The organism is Pelomonas sp. Root1217, assembly GCF_001425705.1.
GTDB lineage: Bacteria > Pseudomonadota > Gammaproteobacteria > Burkholderiales > Burkholderiaceae_C > Pelomonas.
Map to the genome: position 1 here is coordinate 1,161,826 of NZ_LMDC01000001.1, position 18,666 is coordinate 1,180,491.

Below are 18,666 nucleotides of genomic sequence, written 5' to 3' on the forward strand. Positions count from 1 at the left end.
CCGGGAGTCCCGCCCGGCAGCGGGGTAACTTTCTTCTGCGGGGCCAGAAGAAAGTCACCAAAGAAGAGGCCCTGAACCGCACACCAGCACCACGTGCACGAGCTGCGCCGTGCAACAGCCGCTCGGTGAGTGGGACGAAGCGAACCGCTGCGCTCTCGCGTCTGACTTGTCGCCTGCGCCATCCATCGGAGCTTCAGCCCGTTCGACGCGCGGCTGCACGCCGGGCTCACCAGGAAACCAAATACAGCGTCGCTCGGGCGACGCGATCATTGCGCAGCATTACCGAGGCGTCGCCCCAGCGACGCGGTATTCCCTGATGAGTTCGGCGTGCAGCCGACGTTAAGCGGCTTGAAGGGGCGATCAATGGTGCTCTTCACAGGGACAGCAGCGAGAGCGAAGCGGGTCGCGTCTGCCCTAAATGGAAGTGGAGGTTTTCGCGCGCCGCTCCCGGCGGCGCCGCGATCGTGTGCGGTTCAGGGCCTCTTCTTTGGTGACTTTCTTCTGGCCCCGCAGAAGAAAGTTACCCGGCCGCCGGGACGGACTCCCGGCAATGCAGCGATGAAGCACATGCTCCGCCAAAGCAACCCACGCGAGTAGCGAGCCCATGAAACTCGACCCCCGCCCCCTCGCACTGCTGGCAGCAATCATGCTTCTAGCCCNGCGGCGCCGCGATCGTGTGCGGTTCAGGGCCTCTTCTTTGGTGACTTTCTTCTGGCCCCGCAGAAGAAAGTTACCCGGCCGCCGGGACGGACTCCCGGCAATGCAGCGAGCAGACGCGCCCTACGAAAAGCAACCCGCCAATCCACCAACCCTCACATCTGCCTAAACAGATGCGCACAGCTCTCCGCAACCAACAGCATCTCCGAGCCATGCTTCAACTTGATCTGCATGCGCCCCCGAAAGTCCCGGCTGACGGTGGCAATCGAGTTCACATTGACCAGCGTCGAGCGGTGGATCTGCCAGAACTGCTGCGGGTCGAGCTCGTCGATGAGCTCCTTCAGCGGCTTGCGGATCAGCGCCTCACCGTCTTTCAATCCCAGCCGCGTGTACTTGTTGTCGCTCTGGAAGAACATGACTTCGTCGACCGTGATGAGGCGCAGCGTCTGGCCCACCGAGGCATTGATCCAGCGCAGCGGCGCCCGTGTGGCGGACGGCATGGCCGCCGGGCGGGCCACGAGCTCGTCCAGCACATTGCCCAACGGCGCCGGTGCCTGGCCCAGCCGCGCCTTCAGCCGCGTGATGGCGGTGAACAGACGCGCGCCGGCGAGCGGCTTGAGCAGATAGTCGACAGCGCCCTGGTCAAAGGCGGCGATGGCGTACTGGTCGTAGGCGGTCACGAAGACGACATGGGCGCGGCCATTGACCTGGCGGGCCACTTCGATGCCGGTGGCGCCAGGCATCTCGATGTCCAGGAAGAGGATGTCGGGCTGGTGCCGGTCCAGCAGGCGCAGCGCCTCCAGGCCGTCGGCCGCTTCGCCAACGATGCTGAGTTCAGGCCACAGCTTGCCCAACTGCTCGACAAGCTCGCCGCGCAGCGCGGCTTCGTCTTCTGCAACGACCGCAGTGGGAGCGAAGAGACTCATGCAGGTAGATCCAGAATGAATTCGGTGCGGCCGTTGCCGCTCGTGCAGACAAGTTTCGCGCCGAGCACGGCCAGGCGCTCGCGCAGTGACGCGAGGTCGGCGTCATCGCTGCACAGGCCCTCCTGATCGAAGCCCAGCGTGATGCTGCCATCGACGCTGAGCCAGCAGCGGCCCGGGTGGCCCAACCGCACCGCGCGCTGCACCAGGGGCAGCAGCAGCATCGGTGGCAGCTGGGTCGCGCCGCGCGGGCCGAGCTCGCAGTCGAAGGCGGGTGGGTTGCCGTTGAGATCGCGCAGCAGGTCAAGGTAGCTGGCGATCAGCTCGGCCTCGCTGCCCAGCGTGGCGCCGGCATCGCGAAGCCGCGGCAGGGCCACACGCAGATGGCGGATCAGCCGCTCCAGCCGTGCGCTGGCAGTCGGGTCCTCGCGGCCATAGGCCTGCTCGACAGAGACGAGGGCGTCGAACAGCAAGGCCGGGTCGACCTGGGCCTGCAGGGCGGCCAGGCGCGAGGCCAACGCGTGGCGACGCAACTGGCTGTGCTCGCGCAACAGGTCCTGCGCCGCCTGGTCCTGGCGGCGGCGCAGCGTGCGGAACTCCAGCACGCCGACGATCATCAGTGCCGGCATGAAGACCCACAGCGTGTCGCCGATGACGGCGTTGACGCGGAACATCGTGCACTTGATCTTGCCGTGCGTCTGCGCATAGATGTCGCACAGCGACGGCCAGGGCAGGGCGGCGGCCAGCGGGTAGATGACGGCCATGGCCAGCACCGAGCCCAGCAAGGTGGCCGCCACGAGGCGCTGGCGGCGTGCTGGATGGATGGGGCTGCTGCGTGCGGCCGGCAGCCAGCACAGCAGCAACACGGCGCAGCTGATCAGGGGCAGGCTGAGCTGGCGGGCCAGCACCTGGGGCAACTGGTCGCCGACGCGCAGCTCCAGCAGCGAGGTCAGGTCGATGGCGCCGAACAACAGGGCCGCGGAGACGAAGACCACGGCTTCGTTCAGGCGTAGCGAACGCCAGGACTGCAGCACGTGACGGAGTGCGTTCATGCCAGGGCCTCCGCTGGCAGGTGCACGCGGGCAACGACGCCGCGCGGCTGGGCGGCCTCCAGCGCCAGCGTGGCTGCGTCGCCAAAGCGCGCCGCAAGCCGTGCGCGCGTGTTGGCCAGGCCCACACCGGCACCGCCACTGGCCGTGCCGAAGCCCTGGCCGTTGTCGGCCACTTCGACGGTCAGGCCGCCGTCGGCCGCGTGTGCCGCACGGATCTCGATGCGCCCGCCCTCGGGCAGCGGCGAGAGGCCGTGCTTGATGGCGTTCTCCACCAGCGTCGGCAGCACCAGCGTCGGCAGGCGGGCCGCCAGCAGTTCGTTTGGCGCGCTGATGTCGAAGGACAGGCGCTCGCCCATGCGCATCTGCAGGATGGCGAGGTAGTGGCGCACCAGCTCCAGCTCTTCGGCCAGCGTGGACTCATGCCGGCGCATGCCGGGCAGGGCGGCGCGCAGATAGGCGATCAGGGCCACCAGCATGTTGCGGCCTCGCTCGGGCTGGGTCTCGTACAGGCGCTTGACGTTGGCCAGCGTGTTGAACAGGAAGTGGGGCTCGATCTGGGCGTTCAGCGCCGACAGCTGGGCCTCGGTCTGCTGGGTCTTGAGCGCCTCGCGCTCGCGGAACAGCTGGGTCAGCTCGTCGCGGCCCTGGCGCTGGGCCCGGCTGACGAGCAGCAGCGCATAGGCGATGCCGCCGAGCAGGGCCCACAGCAAGATGGTGGACATGACCCAGGCGGGCTTGACCTTGTTGCCGGGATCGCCCATCGACGAGACCACATAGCGCAGCCATGTGCCAAGGGCCGCGCCGAAACCAACGGCGCCGGCCTGCACCGTCAGCGCGGCCGGCAGCTTCCAGCGCCGGCCGGCCAGCAGTGCTTCGGCCAGGGCCACCATCAGCAGCAGGGAGATGCCGGTCAGCAGGCATTGGCGGCTGAAGCGGACCAGATCGAAGAGGGCTTCGTCCAGGCCGCCGTCGCCCTCGCCGAACCAGGTCAGTGCACGTGAGATGGCGTAGAACAGGCAGAAGTAGTAGACGCCCGCCAGCATGCGCAGATTGCAGACGCGGCGAAAGGCTTGCAGCGGGCTGAGGTCCTCCATTGGGGCGATTCTCGGCGGGCCACCGCCGCCCGGGGGGGGGATGCGACGAACTGCCCTCAGGCGCTGCCGGCCGCGGCAATCAGCGCCTTGAGTTCCCGCTCCGATGCCGACGGATCGCCGAGGTTCACTTCGATGAGGCGGCGCAGATGAGTGATGGATTCAATGTCGATGCTGCGGCACTGCACGCCGGCATGGCTGCCTTCGACATGGGCCAGCTCGCCGGCCATCGAGATGACGATGTCACCCGGCGCGTCAGTGCCTTTGCTTTCGCCCAAAGGCAGCTTGACGAGGCAGGGCATGCCGACCTGGGGCGGATGCCCAGCCGGCAGCTGCAGCAGCACGCCTTTGAGGGAGATGTCCAGCACCTGGCAAAGCAGATGCTCCTGGGTCGTGATCAGCTCCGCGCCGGAGGCGAAGGCGACGCGGGTAAATTGGCGGCGTTCGGTGCTGATGATGGTCTCCCTGATCGGGCGAGCCCGGGCGAATGGGTTGCGCTGATCCTAGACGAAAGGTTCCAGCGCAACGCCGCTGCTGAAGACGGTGCTGTGCTCCACGGCCTGCTGCAGCCGCTCTGGCGCCAGCGAGGCCAGGCCCATGGCTTCGAGCATGAACCAGGCGGCGCGCAGCAGGGCGACGATCTCGTCGCGCGTGCCGTCGACCTCGACCGGCGAGTCATCCCAGCCGCGCTCCTGCTGGGCCTGGCGCGGCGCGACCACGGCGGGCCGGTGCGCCCGCGCAATGCGGGCCAGCAGCTCGCGGGTGTCGACCGTTGCACTGGGGGCATCAATGAGCCGGACCAGATCGCCGAGCTGCTGCTCGGCCGCGGCGGCCAGCAGGCGTGCGGCCTGGTCGGCTCCGCCCGCCAGATAGAGGCCGGCGGCGAGGTCGGCGTATTCGAGGGCGGCAGACAGCCGCTGGAGGTCGGGGTTGGACGACATGATCGTCGAGTCTAGGTTGTGTGCAGGGGCAACGGGCGGCCAAACTTCACGCTGCTTTGTTTATGCTGCCCCCTCCAATGAGGGCCTCAAGGAGAGCTGAAGTGATCGATCGTCGCCAGCATCTGCAACACCTCGCCGCCCTGGCATCCGCCACGGCCCTGCCTGCTTTTGCCGCGGACGACAAGGACAGCACCTATGACGAGGAGTCCGTCCTGAAGGCTGCAACCGATTTCTTCGGCCAGACGACGGAAGGCCTTGCCAAGGTCATCGAGAAGGCCTTCAAGGAGCAGGGGCGGCCCAATGCCTACATCAAGGGCGAGGAAGCCGGCGCGGCCATCACCGTGGGCCTGCGCTATGGCGACGGTGAGTTGCTGATGAAGGGCGGCGGCGCGTCCAGGGTCTACTGGGCCGGCCCGTCCATCGGCTTCGACCTGGGCGCCAACGCGTCCAAGGTCTTCACGCTGGTCTACAAGCTGCCCAAGGTGAGCGCGATCTACCAGCGCTTCCCGGGCGTGGATGGCAGCCTCTACTACATCGGTGGCGCCGGCATCAATTACCAGCGCCTGAACGGCATCACGCTGGCGCCCATCCGCCTGGGCGTGGGCCTGCGCGCCGGGGCCAGCGTCGGCTACATCCATTACCGTCGCGAGAAGAGCATCAATCCGTTCTGAAGCGAAGCCGACGGCTAAAACGCCGTGCCATGCGGGCCGTCAAAGCGCCTTGCAATTGCCGCAGGCAAGCTCGCTTTCCCAGTTCTACCGCCTGTGCGACAAGGCGTAGACTGTAAATTCATCCAGTATTCGAGGTCCATCTTGAGCAGCACCACCGACCTGCCCGTGCAGGACATTTCCAGCGAAGTCCTGATCGAGAAGTACGCCAAGGGCGGCGAGCAGACGCCCGACGAACTGCGTGAGCGCGTCGCCCGGGCCCTGGCCCAGGCCGAGAAGCCGGCCGATCGCGTGCGCTGGGCGGCCGCTTTCCTCGATGCGCAAAAGCGCGGCTTCGTGCCCGCCGGCCGCATCATGTCCGCAGCCGGCACGGAGTTGTCCGCCACGCTGATCAACTGCTTCGTGCAGCCCGTCGGCGACTCCATCGCCACGCCCGAGGACGGCGTGCCGGGTATCTATACCGCGTTGACCGAAGCCGCCGAGACCATGCGCCGCGGCGGCGGCGTCGGCTACGACTTCAGCCGCATTCGCCCGATGGGTGCCTGGGTGGGCTCAACGCGCAGCCATGCCTCCGGCCCCATCAGCTACATGCGCGTGTTCGACCGCAGCTGCGAGACGGTGGAGAGCGCCGGCAGCCGCCGCGGCGCGCAGATGGGCGTGCTGCGCTGCGACCACCCCGACATCGAGGCCTTCATCCACGCCAAGGACCAGGGTGACCTGCGCAACTTCAACATCTCCATCGGCGTGACCGACGCCTTCATGGAGGCCGTGCAGTCCGACGGCACGGTGGAGCTGGCGCACAAGGCGCAACCCAGCGCCGAGCAGATCGAGGCCGGCGCCTACCAGCGCGGTGACGGCCAATGGGTCTACCGCAAGGTGCGCGCCCGCGAGCTGTGGGACCAGGTCATGCGCTCCACCTACGACCACGCCGAGCCGGGCGTGCTCTTCCTGGACCGCATCAACGCCGACAACAACCTGCATTACTGCGAGACGATTGCGGCGACCAACCCGTGCGTGACGGGCGATACGCGGCTGGCGACCCAGCACGGCCTTGTGCCCATCGCCTGGCTGCAAGCCAATGGCGCGGCGTTGGATTGCACGGTGGACCGGCGCGCCCTTGGCGCCGAAGAACGCGGCACCGTGGTTCGCCCCGCCGTACCCGCCTTCCTGAGCGCCGGCCAGGCCGAGGTCTTCAAGGTCACGACAGCGGAAGGCTATGAGATCAAGGCAACGGCCTGGCACGAGTTCTACACAGCACGCGGCAAGCTCAAGCTGTCCGAGTTGAAGCCGGGCGACGAGCTGTGGGTGCAGTCCGGCAAGGGCCAGTTCGGTGCCCAGGGTAGCGAGGCACTTGGCACGTTGCTCGGCTTGATCACCGGCGACGGCCATTTCACCAATCGCGGCAAGGGCGAGCAGGCCGCAGTCGTCAACCTGTGGAACGAAGAGCGCCAGCTTGCCGACGGCATCGCCGGCTTCGTCAACACCTTGATTGCTGGCATCGCCCAGGCACCGCGTGAGTACCACGTCAAGCCGGTCGCCATTGCCGAACGCAATCTGGTGATGATTCGCTCCATCATGCTGGCCCGCGTGCTGGACGGCTATGGCTTCAACGCGAAGACCAAGCTGGCCGTGCCCGAGGTCGTCTGGCAGGGCAGCGAGGACTGCATGCGCGGTTATCTGCGCGCGCTGTTCCAGACCGACGGCACGGTCAATGTGTCTTCGTTCAGCCAGAGCTGCTCGGTGCGGCTGTCGTCCATTCATCGGCGCCTGCTGCAGGACGTGCAGGTGCTGCTCGCCAACTTCGGCGTGTTCTCGCGCATTCACGAGCGGCGCCAAGGCGGCGCGCGCAGCCTGCCGGATGGCCACGGTGGCCGACGCGACTATCTCTGCCAGACGCTGCATGAGCTGATCGTCGATGGCGAGTCGCGCGAAGTCTTCATGCGCGAAGTCGGCTTCCTGCTACCAACCAAGCGAGAGAAGTACGAGGCCTGGGTTGAAGGCAAGGCGCTGCTGAAGACCCAGCGCTTCGCCGCGAAGATCACATCCATCGAGGCTGCCGGCATCGAGCCCGTCTACGACACGACGCAAGCCGACGGCAACACGGTCATCTTCAATGGCCTGGTGACCGGGCAATGCGCTGAACAACCGCTTCCGCCCTACGGCTGCTGCTGCCTCGGTTCCATCGACCTGACGCGCTTTGTGCGCGACCCGTTCAGCGCCAAGCCGGTGTTCGACGAGGCCGGCTTTGCCGAGGTCGTCGCCGTGGCCACGCGCATGCTGGACAACGTGCTCGACGTGACGCCGTGGCCGCTGCCCGCGCAGGCACAGGAGGCGTCCAACAAGCGCCGCGTGGGCCTGGGCTTCACGGGCCTGGGCGATGCCCTTGTCATGCTCAACCTGCGCTATGACACGCAGGAGGCGCGCGACATGGCCAGCCATATCAGCGAGGTCATGCGCGACGCGGCCTACTCGGCCTCCAGCGACATCGCTGCCGAGCGTGGCAGCTTCCCGCTGTTCAATGCCGATCTCTATCTCTCCGGCGGCAGCTTCGCGTCGCGCCTGCCGCAGGGGCTGAAGGACAAGATCCGTTCGCAAGGGCTGCGCAACTCCCATTTGCTGTCCATTGCTCCCACCGGCACCATCAGCCTGGCCTTTGCCGACAACGCCAGCAACGGCATCGAGCCGGCGTTCTCGTGGACCTACACACGCAAGAAGCGCCTGCCGCAGACCGAGGGTGGTGGCTTCAAAGAGTATGCCGTCGAGGACCACGCCTGGCGCCTGTACCGCCACCTGTTCGGCGCCGACGCGCCACTGAGCGACGCCTTCGTCACTGCGCTCGAACTGAGCGCGGCCGACCATGCCTCCATGGTTGCGGCCGTCGCCCCGTACATCGACACGTCGATCAGCAAGACGGTCAATGTGCCGGCCGACTATCCCTATGAGGACTTCCAGAATCTCTACATCCAGGCCTGGCAGACCAAGCTGAAGGGTCTGGCCACGTATCGGCCCAACAGCGTGCTCGGTTCGGTGCTGTCGGTCACGCCGGAGGTCAAGCAACCGGAGCCATTGCGAGCCGACGTGGGCGGCGCCAACCAGCGCCTGCGCGTCGAGCGCCTGCCCAATGCCGTCGTCGCTTCGCTGCGCTGGCCCAGCCGCCCCGACATGCCCGGCGGCAACCCGGCCTGGAGCTATCTGATCCAGCATCCACACGGTGACTTCGCCCTCTTCATCGGCGAGCTGCCGCTGGAGGGGCCAGACGCCGGCCTGTTCGGGCGCAACCTGCCCTTCGAGGTGTGGGTCAACGGTGCCGAGCAGCCGCGTGGCCTGTCGGCCCTGGCCAAGACCCTCTCCATGGACCTGCGCACCAACGACGCGGCCTGGCTGCGCCTGAAGCTCGACGCGCTGGCCACTGTCGCCGAAGAGCGCGCCTTCGAAATGCCCATGCCGCCCAGCGGCGAGAAGCGCCTCTTCCCCGGCGTCGTCGCAGCGACCGCCGCCGTCATCCGCTGGCGCTGCGAGCAGCTCGGCGCGCTGGCCGAAGGCGGCGCCACGCCGGTGGTGGACGCCATGTTCAGCCGCAACGAGCCGCGCACCGGTGTGTCCGGCACGCTGGCCTGGGCCGTGGACGTGGACAACCCGGCCACCAACGAGCAGTTCACGCTGACGCTGAAGGAAGTGGTGTTGCCCACGCCCGAGGGCGGCAGCGTCATGCGGCCTTGCGCGATGGGCTTCTCGGGCAACTATCCCAAGGCCCTGGACGGCCTGGCCCGCCTGCTGTCGCTGGACATGCGCGTGATGGACCCTGGCTGGATCGCGATGAAGCTGCGCAAGCTGCTGAACGTCGGCGAGCCGCTGGGCCACTTCATGGCCCCGGTGCCGTCACTGAACGGCGAGCGTCGCCAGCAGGTCTGGCCGTCGACGGTGGCCTATGTGGCCCGCCTCGTCATCCACCGCTACGCCATGCTCGGCATCCTCGACGAAGCCGGCCAGCCACTGACCGACATGGGCCTGTTGCAGACGCCCGCTCCGAAGCTCGCCGCGGCGGCCGGCTCGCTGCAGGTCCAGGCCGGCAAGCCCTGCCCGGAATGCGGCAACGCGACCATGATCCACAAGGATGGTTGCGATTTCTGCACGGCTTGTGGGTATGTGGGGCAGTGCGGGTGAGGGTACGAGGGTACGCGCTGGACCAATTTATGAAAGCACGACGCATGACGCGAAAGTGCTTTTCCAGGAGGCTGAGGGCGAGCAACTAGCCAAACTGTGAAAGTTGCTCTGCGGCCAACTCGAACTTACACATTTTCGGGTCAGGTACACCCTGCAAACCCATGGACGAAAGCCCTCTGTTCTTCTTCTTCTGCGACGCCAATTCGGCGGTTTATGACACCCATCTGCTCGTGAAGCGAGGCGGGCTTCAGGTCGTGCGCCTGCTTCGCGAGTTGCGGGGGCAGATTGCCTTGCCGGATGTATCTCAGACGGAATATCTGTCCAACTATGCGAAGGGGGCAGTAAAGGCGCTCAAAGACGCAGATGTGGCGCTGTCGCAGCTTGAGACGTTGAGTGGCCAGCGGATGAGGCATGTCCTACCGCAGGGCAAATTTTGGGAGTCACGGGGGCCGAAAATCCTGGAAGCGCTGAAGGACGTCACCTTTGAAATCGTGGCCACACACGCTTTGAAGGCTGCTGCCCTGGACCGCGCCGTTGAAGGCCGTAAGCCAGCCAGAAGCCCGAACCAAGACATCAAGGATTGCTTGATCTGGGAGTGCATCCTGAGCGTGCCTCGGGGCTCAGAAATCATTTTTGCGTCTCGCGATCAGAAGGCGTTCTATCGTGATGGCAAGTTCGATGAGTCCTTGCTCGCGGAAGCCGAGGCTAGAGGACTGCGGATAACACCTGTCGACCCAACTCGGCAGGATCTATGGGCAGTAGTGGAGCTGCTCAAGTCGCGGGTTGCAGATGTTGACTCGCTCAGGCTCAACGAGTTGAGGTTCGAGGATCCGCATTTGGAGCCTGAGCCGGACGTCAATTCGGGCCCCGTCGTGCCGGTCATCCTGCCGGACGAGGTCAATCCGAACCCGGTCGGAGAAATAGCTGAGGTTGAGAAGCGTGGAGACGGGCTCGATGCCGTCGCACCGGCGAGAGACTTTTTCCGGTCACTGGAAGAGAAGGCGCTTGGTTTTGTCAGCTACCTTGGCCGTACTGGCAAGCAGGCGGTCCTCACGCTGCTCGTTCAATCGGGCGCGCCTGCGGACGCTGCGCGAAACGTGCTGGAGCGGCTCGCACTGGCCGGCATGATTCGAGACACCGGCAACAACTACCTGCGTGTTGACGGCCCCCATGCTCAGCGAGCAGTGGAACTCGTCGAGGAAGAGATGATTAAGCTCACTGGTCTGGGAGGCTGACGCAGTGGATTTCGAAACGCGCATCAAGGTACTTGGGCGTCTGGCCCAGTCGCGAACGCCTGCCGCTGAGGAGGCGGTGGGTCGAGCCTGCACAGAAGCCTTCGCTGTGTTGAAAGAAGGCACTGACTACGACCTACTTGAGTTCGCCCTCGAAGTACTCGGCGTTGTGGGATTCCGCCGGAGCGAACAAGCGGTGGCCACGCTGAGCCAGTTCCTACGCTCCGTTGGGAATCGTGAGCTGCAGCACCCTGAGCACTTAAGTGGCTGGGGCGACTCGCTGAGCAAATATCGCGGTCCGCACACGCTGATTTCCAAGGCCATCAAGGTTCTGTCTGGGCTTCGGTACTTGGAGACACGGGCGGTCACTGACGTCCTGCTGTGGGCTGCTGCTCACTCCGAAGAGTCTGTGAGGAAGAGCGCCACCGAGGGTCTGCGTACTCTCGCGAAGTACAACTTGTCCGTGTTCTATGGGACTGAAGACGACTCGAGACAAGGGATGGGCGCGGCGCCTCAGATCGCGGTGCTGAACACCCTTGAGAGCAAGGAGTCCGAGTTCCTGATAGAGAACCTGAGTGCTGTCCTGACGCTGCTAGAGGGGTTGCTTTCAACTTCGATGGAGTCCGCCAGGTGGTCCTCAACCGCAGTCACTCTGACGCGCGCGGTAACCCCTGCAGAAGGTGAGATTCCTTCGGTAAGGCGCAGAAGCCTGGACCTGCTGAAGCGCATCTACGGTCTTGCTGAGACCAAGAGCCAAAAGCTCGCTGTTATCAGGACGCTGAACGCGGCGACGCGTGCGGAGAGCCGTTCCGCGGTCGACAAAGACTACGCGGAAATGATTGCGACCAACGCTCAAGAGGTCCTTGGCGTCTTTGCGCAGATCGCGGAGCGGGAGCCGGATTTACAGATAGTCCAGAAGATTGAGCACGACAGCTACTGGATTCACTATCACAGCCCTTCTGGTGAGGTGAGGTCAGCTGCACTAGCGGTCAAGGCAATCATTGATGCCAACGCTGAGTACGCCATCTACAAGGTTCTTGTAGGGTTCGAAGGAATCTTCTCGGATTGGTCGGACTCTCGACGAGAAGGTTCGTACTCTGTCGCGGGCCAGGACCGAAGAGTGGAAGACGCCAAAGCTATGGCGTCTCGAATCCCCGACGACGGATTCGATGTCTGGAAGCAAAGAGTCCTGACGTTTGCTCAGACCGAGTCGAACGACATGGCGACCTTCCCGGTCTTTTATGAGTTCCTTGCAGAGGTCGCGGGGCTTCACCCGGATTTCGCTTTGAATCTGCTCGCATCCGAGTCAGAGCGACTCTCTAGGTTCTTGATTCCGCTTCTTCGTGGAGTCTGGGATGGCAGCAAGAGGAGTGAGCTGCTTCCGCTCATGGAGACTTGGATTCAGAACGCTTCGTTGAGCAACACGTCGCCTCTGTACGCGTGCGCGAAACTGTTCTTGTCGACAAAGACTGTGGACATGGATGTTCTGGAGCGAATTCTTGTCAAGGCCGTTGAGCTGAAAGATCCCCATGTAATGCGCCAGGTTGCATCGGTTGGAATCGCCAGGTCAACCGACAGCGACCAACGCGAAGAGCTGAAGAATCTATTTCTGAGTGCCCTCGACGAGCTGACTAAGCTTCGGAACGCTAACTGGGTCAGTGACATCTGGTACCGCAAGGAGGTGAAGGAGGCCGTTGCAGAGTTCTCCATGTCCGAGCGGCAACGGGTGCTGAACAACCTGCGGTTCCTTCCGCTGATCGACTACCAAGCCGAGGATGTGCTTGCGGTCATTGCTCGGCGCGAGCCAGCTGACGTCGTCGACTTCCTGTGCGCGCGGGTCTACAAGTCTGACGAGATGGCCAAAGCCGAAGCAGAGAACGACGGTGACCGGTACGAAGAACTGCCTTATCAGTTCCATTCACTCAATGAGCCGCTGGCAGCAAACCCGGCGATGGTCGTCCAGAAGGTTCTGGACTGGTACCGCAGGGACTCGTCGCTGTTCCTGTACCGAGGTGCCAAGCTGCTCCAGCTGGTTTTCCCAGAGTTTCCCGAAGCCTTTCAGGCGTCTCTGGTTCGGCTGATACGCACTGCGGGCGGGCCAGAGCTTGAATTTGTGTCTAACGTGCTTCGCGCCTACAACGGGCAGAGCTTCATCCTTCCTGTTGCCAGGCAGCTCATCCAGGCACTCTCCCCTGAGAGCGAGCTCGTCAACGAGGTCGAGATTGCTTTACAGAGCACAGGAGTGGTCTCGGGTGAGTATGGGATGTCAGAGGCTTACGAGCGTAAGCGCCTGGAGGTTTTGGATTGGCTCCAGGATCCGCATGAGCGAGTCCGCGCGTTCGCGGCAAAGTACATCGCGGATTTGGAGGCAATGAGGGACGCTGAGCGCCGCCGTGCCGACGAGTCCATAACGTTGCGGAAGTTTGAGTACGGCGAGGAGTAGCGGCAGGCTAGGCCTTAGGTTGTCACACCGAGGCGGGACTGCTCGAGCCCTGACGGCTAACCGACCTGCCGGATCAGATTCACCGCCACCGGCTGCCGCCCGTCCAGCACATCCGTGGTGACCTCTCGCAGCACCACGGCGCCATGCTGTTTGCGCCAGCTGTCCCAGAGATGGGCTGCATCGGCATCGATGCTGGACGGCCCGCTGAGCGCATAGGTGCGCCCGGTCTTGGTGGTCACCTCTCCGGTGTCGATGTGCACAAAGGCCACGGCCGACGAGACCTTGGCGGTAAGCGCTCAATAAACCACGTCCTTGCCTCTCCCGAGGCAATCGGGCACGTGAGCGTCAGACCGTGCTGACGTCGATGTTCCAGGGCAGCAACGAGGCGTAGTCGTCGACGGTCTGGGCGTTGGGCAGCGCGGCGAAGAGCGCGCGCAAGTAACGGTAGCCGTCGATGTTGTTGACCCGGCAGGTCTGCAGCAGCGAGTACAGGTTGGCGCTGGCGTTGGCGCCATGCACCGTGTCGGCGAACAGCCAGTTGCGCCGGCCCACGCAGAAGGGCCGGATGGCGTTCTCCTGCGCGTTGTTGTCGATGTTGTACCGGCCGTCCTCGACGTAGCGCTTGAGCTTGCTCCACTGCGACGAGAGGTAGTGCAGCGCCTGGCCCAGCAGGCTCTTGGGGAGCACGCCGTGCAAGTTAGCCAGCAGCAGCGCCTCGATGTCCGCCAGCACGGGGGCGCTGTCCTGCTGGCGTCGTCTCCCCAGTTCAGTCGCGTCGACGCCGTCGCGCCGGGCTTGCGCCTCGACGTGGTACAGCTGGCCGATTAGCGCGATGAAGCGCGCCGCGAGCTGGTGCGGCCCGCGTTGGTCCTTCGGCAAGCCCTGCAGCGCTTCGAAGAAGTACCTGCGGCAGTGCGTCCAGCAGGCCAGGTGCACAAGCTGGTGCGCCTGGGCCACGGTGTCGTAGACCTCGTAGCCGTCGGTCATCAGCACGGCCCCGGGGCGGATGCCGGCATACAACTCCATCGCCGCCCTTGTCGAGCGGCTGGGTGAGTAGGCGAACAGCCGTATCGGTGGCCCCGTGCCGTCCCGGCCGCTGCCGTCGGTCATCTGCGCCCAGATGTAGCTCTTGGCCTGGGCGCTGCGCCCGGCTTCCTTGAGCACCTGCAGCTCGGTCTCGTCGCCGAACACCAGAGGTGAGTCCAGCAGCAGGTCGCGCAGCAGGTTGATCACCGGCTGGACTGAGATTCCTGCGCGCACCATGCTGCCGGCCACGGTGTTGCGCGCAATGTCGGTGCCGCCGAAGCGGCCCAGCAGCACCGCCTGGCGGTACAGCGGCAGACCGTCCAGGTACTTGGAGGTGGCGATCCAGGCCAGGGCGGCCTCGGTGAACAGGCCCCTGGGGATGATCTGCGCCGGGCGCGGGGCCAGGCGCATGCCGCCGTCGCAGCAGGGGCAGGCGTACTTGACGCGCTCGTGGCGGATGACGCGAACCTGCTGCGGGATGATGTCCAGCTGCTCGCTGGCTTCCACGCCGATCTCGCTCAGGCGCGCGCCATCGTGCGGGCACACGCGCTGGTCCTCGGGCAGCTCATGGCGGATCACCTCGCGCGGCAGCGCCGGGTCCAGCGGCTTGCGGCCGCGCTTGACGCGCTTGTGGCCGGGCACGTCAATCTTGTCGTCGTCGGTCTCTTCGAGCGCTGGCTCGGCATGCGCGCCGAGGTGCTCGGCCTCGTTGAAGAACATGTCCTTCTGCAGCGCCGCAGCCTCGCTGCTGGCAGCGAACAGCTGCCGCGTGAACTTGCTGAGCTTCTCTTTGAGCAGGTCGCGCTCGGCTCGTGTCACACGCAGCTCGCCGGCCAACGACTCATTGCGATCGAGCGCCTCGGTCAGCGCCTGCTGCAATGCGATGACTTCGTCGGGCGTAGGCATGCTGACCATCGAGGGGCAGTGTCCCCACCCCATCTGCGCGGCGCCATTCGGATCAGCAGCAATGGCGCGTGCCGGCGCTGCTGTTCTCAGCCGGCGTGCTGGTACATGCGCTGGGGATGACGCTGCACGACGCCGATGTCGATGCCCTCCAGCAGCCAGTGCAGTTGCTCCACCGTCAGGGTCGGCGCGGCCGTCTCGCTGGGCCAGATGAAGCGGTCTTCCTCCAGCCGCTTGAGCAGCAGCCAGAAGCCGTTGCGGTCCCAGCCGAGGATCTTCACGCGGTCGCGACGCCGGTTGCTGAACACGTACACGCAGGCCGCGAACGGGTCCAGGCCGAGGGCTTGCTGCACCAGGGTGGCAAGGCCGTTGATGTTGAGCCGGAAATCCACCGGCGCCCGGTGAAGGTAGACCTTCAGATCGTCGTCGAAGCGGAACACGCCACCCTCCCGAGCGCTTGGATCACGTCCTCGATCTGGCGCAGTCCGGCGCCGCACAGCTCAATGCTCACGCCGTTGGGCAGTCGCGCCTGCAGGGTCATGCTGACCGTCTCGCTGGCATCCTGTGCGGCCGACACCGCCGCAGGCGGCAGCACCGGCACGGCCACAAAGGGCGACGCCACCGGCGTGCAGCGGGCGAGCAAGGAGCGTTTGTGCTTCTGGGCATGTTCTCGCAGCCACCGTGAGACCTGATTGGCGTTGATGCTGCACTCTCGTGCCAGGAGCGACACCGAGGCGCCTGGCTGTCGGCACATCTCGACCAACTCGGACTTCGCCGCCTCGTCGTAGATGCAGCGCCCGCCGCGTTTATGACCTACGACGAGGCGTCGCTTGAGATCTTCCAGATCACCCGCCATTACGTTCCCACTTCGATGTACGTGGGAACGTAGGCTCTCAGCTCAGGCTTGGTCGAGCAAGGGCGTGGTTTATTGACCGCTTACCCTTGGCGCAGTGCTCGTCCTCGATGTAGCCGACGAGATGCCAGGTGGGGGCGTCGTAGCTGGGCACCTGCACCTCCCAGGCCCGCCAGCGGACCAGCACGATGCGCGGCTCCTGGGAGAAGGGCGTGGAGATCCAGAAGCCGCTCATGGGCGTGCCGGCAGTGGTGGTTGCGTGCGAGTGGTGGCCGCCGGCGCCAGTCGGCGCGTTCTACGGCGCTGTTCAATGGCGCGACGCCGCAGCGGCCTCGGCGCCGCGTGCGACCGGAGCAACTCGGAGCCGAGGTTGTCGAACCAATTCGGCACGTTCAGTCGGAAGGGGGTTCTCATGCCTGAGACCTGCACTGCTCAACCTTGAGCGCCCCTCAACAATGTCCTCAGCGCCAGCGCGTGGCTGTAGGACGTTGAGCCGCTTACATACCGGCGGGCCGGCAACGGGGTAGTCCGAACTGCCGGTGCACCCCTGGTGCGCTACCGCACCGACACGACCGCAGCGCGTGGCTACCTTGCGCTGGAGCACCTCCCGGTGTGGTCTGTCGCAAAGGAATCTTCATGTCTTCACGCTCAACAGCGCTGGTCCTGTGCTTGCCCATGCTGACGCTGCTGCTGGGCGGTTGCCAGCGCAATGAACCACCGCCCACGGTCATCGTCGCCCCCGGCCCTGCGGGCGAACCGGGGCCACCCGGGGCCACCGGCGCCACGGGCGAGGCCGGCAAAGCAGGCGCCGCCGCCGTTGTCGTCGTGACACCCGCCGCTTCGGCGGCGTCGGCATGAATCAGGCCGAGCGCCTTCGCTCAAGGAGAACGTCATGAGCATCTCAACCATTCTTTTGATCGTGCTGATCCTGCTGCTGGTCGGCGCCTTTCCGACCTGGCCGCACAGCCGCAGCTGGGGCTATATGCCCTCGGGCGGCATCGGCTTGCTGCTGCTGATCCTCATCGTGCTCTGGCTGATGGGCCGGTTGTAGGCGCGCGCCATGCCTTGCACGCTTCAGGTAGCGCCCCTGAAGGGTGCGTGCGTCGCTGACGGTTGCACCGTGATGCAGTTGTTGACGCCGGCAATTCCCGGCAGATGGCGCACGCAGTTGACCGCGTCCTGGCGCTGGCAGTGCCAGCGCACTTCACCCGACAAGGTCAGCCAGCCGGCTTCAACGCGGGCCCGGACCCCGCCCGGGGGCAGGGATGGGTTCCACGTCAATGCCGCCTGCGCCATATAGGCGAGATCGGCATCGCTGGGTGCGGGCATCGCGGGCGGACGGCGCTGTGGCTCTGCTTTCATGGGGGCCTGTGCAGCAAGGGCACTGGGAGCTTGGGTGTGCACGCCGCGGCGGGTCTGTGCGGCGGCGCACGCAGCGCGGCGGCATGCCACGGGTGCGCTGCCGCACAGTCAAGCGCGCGCGGCTGCCCTAAGGTCTCGGCAGTCCCGGCAAGAAATCCTTCGTCGCCTGGACTTCAATGTCGGAGCACCCCATGAAGCAGTCGATGAAGGCCAAGAACAAGCCCGCGGAACCCGTCGGCCATCCGCCCGTGCTGGATATCAAGCCCGAATTGCCCAAGCCGTCGACCCACATGCCCGAGCGTCACAAGCACGCCGGCCGCAAGGGCCAGAAGGGGTCGCGATGAACGCCAGCCTTCCATCAAGCGCTGAAGCGGTAGCGCAGCTTGCCCAGGCGTCCGCGCCAATAGGTCTGGCGCCCGCTGAGCAGCAGCCAGGCCACCTCGCCGGCCAGAGGCACGCGCATGCCGTCGCGGGTCGTCCACTCCTTCCAGCGCCCTTCCCAGGGGGCCATTTCAATCATCCGGCCCATCTTGCGCCCGCGCGCCTCGGCGCGCACCGTGTCCACCAGGCCGGCATCGCCGAACTTGAAGCGCAGCGTCACGGAGACGGCGCCGTCGGCCAGCGTGGCATCGGCTTGGCGCGCGTCCACCGCCGCCCAGCTCACGCCCTGGCTGGGCAGCAGGGCCGTGGGGTACCAGGGCGCCTCGGCCAGGAAGCGCATCAGCTCCCCGCGCGCCAGCTCGCCCCCGCCTTGCTGGTGAGCCATGTCGAGCACGCCAAGCAGGGCCGCATGCAGCAGGCCCGCGCCGGCCAAGTAACTGTCCTGCACGCGCACGCTCAGGCCGGAGAACAGCCCGACACGGGCATTCCAAAGAAAGCCCGGCCCGCGCGTGGCGACCTGCTGCTCGGCCGTGAAGGGCTGCCAACGGTCGCCGGCGGGCGACAGGTTGAGGAAGCCGCTCTGCGTCAACCTCACGCCGCGCACCAGTGGCTGGCCGGCGGTCAGCGCGATGCGCAGATAGCGCTGCACCGGTGCCGGCAGATGGATGAGCTCCGCGGGGTCGAAATGGGTGACGCCCGCCGGGCCCGGCTCGGCATTGAGCTTGGCGATCAGAGCGCTGGACTGTGAGCGCCAGCGGCGCTGGCGACGCGCTCCCAGCAGCGTGATCGCGACGGCCAGGGCGGCGAGAAGGGCAAAAGCGGCGGGTAGCCAGTCCATGTGGTGTTTGCGGGTTCTTCGGGTGACGGGTCGCAAGGCTCCCCGAGCCTGGCGCCGACGGTCTGTGCGCTGCCGAACGCAGGGGCGTTCACGCGTCAGCGCACCAACGTCGCTGAGTCCGCCACCGTACAG

Annotated in this window: 19 protein-coding genes; 7 read left to right on the forward strand and 12 right to left on the reverse strand. The window is 65.7% G+C overall.

What is annotated here, in order from left to right:
- Nucleotides 1-812 precede the first annotated feature (812 nt).
- Genes ASC95_RS05300 through ASC95_RS05320 form a run of 5 tightly spaced genes read right to left on the reverse strand, consistent with a single transcriptional unit; the run spans nt 813 to nt 4,664 of the window.
- Entirely contained in the window at nt 813-1,583 is a 771-nt protein-coding gene (locus ASC95_RS05300) for a LytTR family DNA-binding domain-containing protein (RefSeq protein ID WP_057296680.1), read from the reverse strand.
- Nucleotides 1,580-2,632 carry a sensor histidine kinase gene (locus ASC95_RS05305; protein WP_157255958.1) on the reverse strand — a complete coding sequence of 351 codons (1,053 nt, stop codon included), beginning with the start codon at nt 2,630-2,632 and terminating at the stop codon, nt 1,580-1,582. The genes ASC95_RS05300 and ASC95_RS05305 overlap by 4 nt, the downstream gene beginning before the upstream one ends.
- The gene (locus tag ASC95_RS05310; protein ID WP_057296682.1) at nt 2,629-3,726 is read right to left on the reverse strand and encodes a sensor histidine kinase; all 1,098 of its coding nucleotides are present in this window, start codon (nt 3,724-3,726) and stop codon (nt 2,629-2,631) included. Before ASC95_RS05310 ends, ASC95_RS05305 begins: the two co-directional genes overlap by 4 nt.
- Before the next feature lie 56 nt (nt 3,727-3,782).
- Nucleotides 3,783-4,193: a PilZ domain-containing protein gene (locus ASC95_RS05315; RefSeq protein ID WP_369820591.1), complete on the reverse strand. Its 411-nt coding sequence runs from the start codon at nt 4,191-4,193 to the stop codon at nt 3,783-3,785.
- A gap of 33 nt (nt 4,194-4,226) precedes the next feature.
- A complete protein-coding gene (locus ASC95_RS05320) occupies nt 4,227-4,664 on the reverse strand; it encodes a hypothetical protein (RefSeq protein WP_057296684.1) in 438 nt (145 codons plus the stop codon).
- A gap of 101 nt (nt 4,665-4,765) precedes the next feature.
- Between ASC95_RS05320 and ASC95_RS05325 the strand changes: the two genes are divergently transcribed.
- From ASC95_RS05325 to ASC95_RS05340, 4 genes are all read left to right on the forward strand, one after another.
- On the forward strand, nt 4,766-5,335 hold the full coding sequence (locus ASC95_RS05325) for a DUF1134 domain-containing protein (RefSeq protein WP_235537695.1): 570 nt from the start codon (nt 4,766-4,768) through the stop codon (nt 5,333-5,335).
- Between the two features lie 141 nt (nt 5,336-5,476).
- Entirely contained in the window at nt 5,477-9,496 is a 4,020-nt protein-coding gene (locus ASC95_RS05330) for an LAGLIDADG family homing endonuclease (RefSeq protein WP_235537696.1), read from the forward strand.
- Nucleotides 9,497-9,657: 161 nt separating this feature from the next.
- Nucleotides 9,658-10,731, forward strand: coding sequence for a PIN domain-containing protein (locus tag ASC95_RS05335; protein ID WP_057296686.1), 1,074 nt, complete (start codon nt 9,658-9,660; stop codon nt 10,729-10,731).
- 109 nt (nt 10,732-10,840) lie between these two features.
- Nucleotides 10,841-13,171, forward strand: a complete 2,331-nt coding sequence (locus ASC95_RS05340) for a hypothetical protein (protein WP_162250720.1) — start codon at nt 10,841-10,843, stop codon at nt 13,169-13,171.
- Nucleotides 13,172-13,227: 56 nt separating this feature from the next.
- On the opposite strand, the gene ASC95_RS05345 is transcribed toward ASC95_RS05340, so the two are convergent.
- The 5 genes from ASC95_RS05345 to ASC95_RS05365 all read right to left on the reverse strand — a co-directional run bounded on the left by ASC95_RS05345 (nt 13,228) and on the right by ASC95_RS05365 (nt 16,188).
- Nucleotides 13,228-13,410 carry a hypothetical protein gene (locus ASC95_RS05345; protein WP_157255959.1) on the reverse strand — a complete coding sequence of 61 codons (183 nt, stop codon included), beginning with the start codon at nt 13,408-13,410 and terminating at the stop codon, nt 13,228-13,230.
- A gap of 106 nt (nt 13,411-13,516) precedes the next feature.
- A complete protein-coding gene (locus tag ASC95_RS05350; RefSeq protein ID WP_235537748.1) occupies nt 13,517-15,103 on the reverse strand; it encodes an IS66 family transposase in 1,587 nt (528 codons plus the stop codon).
- A gap of 86 nt (nt 15,104-15,189) precedes the next feature.
- Nucleotides 15,190-15,540, reverse strand: a complete 351-nt coding sequence (tnpB, locus tag ASC95_RS05355; RefSeq protein WP_057296690.1) for an IS66 family insertion sequence element accessory protein TnpB — start codon at nt 15,538-15,540, stop codon at nt 15,190-15,192.
- On the reverse strand, nt 15,516-15,956 hold the full coding sequence (locus tag ASC95_RS05360) for a transposase (protein WP_057296691.1): 441 nt from the start codon (nt 15,954-15,956) through the stop codon (nt 15,516-15,518). The genes tnpB and ASC95_RS05360 overlap by 25 nt, the downstream gene beginning before the upstream one ends.
- A 37-nt stretch (nt 15,957-15,993) precedes the next feature.
- Nucleotides 15,994-16,188: a hypothetical protein gene (locus ASC95_RS05365; RefSeq protein ID WP_057296692.1), complete on the reverse strand. Its 195-nt coding sequence runs from the start codon at nt 16,186-16,188 to the stop codon at nt 15,994-15,996.
- 401 nt (nt 16,189-16,589) lie between these two features.
- Between ASC95_RS05365 and ASC95_RS05370 the strand changes: the two genes are divergently transcribed.
- Both ASC95_RS05370 and ASC95_RS29740 read left to right on the forward strand, forming a co-directional pair.
- The gene (locus ASC95_RS05370) at nt 16,590-16,811 is read left to right on the forward strand and encodes a hypothetical protein (protein WP_157255960.1); all 222 of its coding nucleotides are present in this window, start codon (nt 16,590-16,592) and stop codon (nt 16,809-16,811) included.
- Between the two features lie 34 nt (nt 16,812-16,845).
- Nucleotides 16,846-17,004, forward strand: a complete 159-nt coding sequence (locus tag ASC95_RS29740; protein ID WP_082532942.1) for a DUF3309 family protein — start codon at nt 16,846-16,848, stop codon at nt 17,002-17,004.
- 23 nt (nt 17,005-17,027) lie between these two features.
- Here ASC95_RS29740 and ASC95_RS05375 read toward each other — a convergent pair whose 3' ends face one another.
- A complete protein-coding gene (locus ASC95_RS05375) occupies nt 17,028-17,315 on the reverse strand; it encodes a BON domain-containing protein (RefSeq protein ID WP_082567495.1) in 288 nt (95 codons plus the stop codon).
- A gap of 191 nt (nt 17,316-17,506) precedes the next feature.
- On the opposite strand from ASC95_RS05375, the gene ASC95_RS30385 reads away from it, so the two are divergent.
- Nucleotides 17,507-17,659 (forward strand): hypothetical protein, encoded by a 153-nt coding sequence (locus tag ASC95_RS30385; protein ID WP_157255961.1) that lies wholly within the window; start codon nt 17,507-17,509, stop codon nt 17,657-17,659.
- 14 nt (nt 17,660-17,673) lie between these two features.
- Here ASC95_RS30385 and ASC95_RS05380 read toward each other — a convergent pair whose 3' ends face one another.
- A complete protein-coding gene (locus ASC95_RS05380; protein WP_057296695.1) occupies nt 17,674-18,534 on the reverse strand; it encodes a DUF6544 family protein in 861 nt (286 codons plus the stop codon).
- Between the last annotated feature and the right edge of the window lie 132 nt (nt 18,535-18,666).

What these genes read in the sequence shown, in the direction of transcription:
- ASC95_RS05375 (WP_082567495.1), bottom strand. Translation starts at nt 17,315, where the DNA reads ATGAAAGCAGAGCCACAGCGCCGTCCGCCCGCGATGCCCGCACCCAGC.
- ASC95_RS05365 (WP_057296692.1), bottom strand. Translation starts at nt 16,188, where the DNA reads ATGAGCGGCTTCTGGATCTCCACGCCCTTCTCCCAGGAGCCGCGCATC.
- ASC95_RS05310 (WP_057296682.1), bottom strand. Translation starts at nt 3,726, where the DNA reads ATGGAGGACCTCAGCCCGCTGCAAGCCTTTCGCCGCGTCTGCAATCTG.
- ASC95_RS05360 (WP_057296691.1), bottom strand. Translation starts at nt 15,956, where the DNA reads ATGGCGGGTGATCTGGAAGATCTCAAGCGACGCCTCGTCGTAGGTCAT.
- ASC95_RS05350 (WP_235537748.1), bottom strand. Translation starts at nt 15,103, where the DNA reads ATGCCTACGCCCGACGAAGTCATCGCATTGCAGCAGGCGCTGACCGAG.
- ASC95_RS30385 (WP_157255961.1), top strand. Translation starts at nt 17,507, where the DNA reads ATGAAGCAGTCGATGAAGGCCAAGAACAAGCCCGCGGAACCCGTCGGC.
- ASC95_RS05300 (WP_057296680.1), bottom strand. Translation starts at nt 1,583, where the DNA reads ATGAGTCTCTTCGCTCCCACTGCGGTCGTTGCAGAAGACGAAGCCGCG.
- ASC95_RS05370 (WP_157255960.1), top strand. Translation starts at nt 16,590, where the DNA reads ATGTCTTCACGCTCAACAGCGCTGGTCCTGTGCTTGCCCATGCTGACG.
- ASC95_RS05320 (WP_057296684.1), bottom strand. Translation starts at nt 4,664, where the DNA reads ATGTCGTCCAACCCCGACCTCCAGCGGCTGTCTGCCGCCCTCGAATAC.
- ASC95_RS05305 (WP_157255958.1), bottom strand. Translation starts at nt 2,632, where the DNA reads ATGAACGCACTCCGTCACGTGCTGCAGTCCTGGCGTTCGCTACGCCTG.
- ASC95_RS05335 (WP_057296686.1), top strand. Translation starts at nt 9,658, where the DNA reads ATGGACGAAAGCCCTCTGTTCTTCTTCTTCTGCGACGCCAATTCGGCG.
- ASC95_RS05380 (WP_057296695.1), bottom strand. Translation starts at nt 18,534, where the DNA reads ATGGACTGGCTACCCGCCGCTTTTGCCCTTCTCGCCGCCCTGGCCGTC.
- ASC95_RS29740 (WP_082532942.1), top strand. Translation starts at nt 16,846, where the DNA reads ATGAGCATCTCAACCATTCTTTTGATCGTGCTGATCCTGCTGCTGGTC.